The organism is Actinomadura sp. SCN-SB, assembly GCF_043906805.1.
Classification (GTDB): Bacteria; Actinomycetota; Actinomycetes; order Streptosporangiales; family Streptosporangiaceae; genus Spirillospora.
Genome location: NZ_JBIMPP010000194.1, coordinates 1 through 540 on the forward strand (window position 1 = coordinate 1; position 540 = coordinate 540).

Consider the following 540-nt stretch of genomic DNA (forward strand, 5'->3'; position numbering starts at 1 on the left):
TGTGACGGACAAGCGGCACGTCCGCCGTGACGTGGCCGACTATTTCGCCACCAAGGCCGAGGGCGTCGGCGGCAGGAAGGCGGTGGCCTGGCGGCTGGTGGACGAGGTCGTGCCGCGCACCTCGTGGGACGCGACCGTCGCCGAGCGCGCGAAGGAGTTCGCCGCCCGGTCGAACCGGCCGGCCGATGCCAAGGGCATCGAGCTGACGCCGCTGGGCAAGACCCGTACCGACAGCGAGATCTCCTACCGGTACGTGACGGCGAGCCTCGATCGTGAGCGGGGCGTCGTGGAGATCACCGTCCATGGCCCGGAAGCGGACGCGCCCGCCGACGTGGCCGCCGTCCATGCCCAGGGGGCGGAGTTCTGGACGCTCGCGATGACCCGCGAGCTGGACGACCTGATCCTGGACCTGCGCACCAACGAGACCGAGCTGGGCACCTGGGTGTTCCGCACCAAGGGCGACGCCTCCCGCGTGCTGGCCCATGACGCCCTGCTGCTGGACAACGCCGATGACTGGCTGGCCAACGAGATCGTCCTGTA

General features: G+C 70.4%; 1 pseudogene. It reads left to right on the plus strand.

Features of this window, described 5'->3' with window-relative positions:
* A pseudogene (locus ACGWYJ_RS39010) lies at window positions 1-540 on the plus strand (benzoyl-CoA-dihydrodiol lyase); the annotation flags it as partial.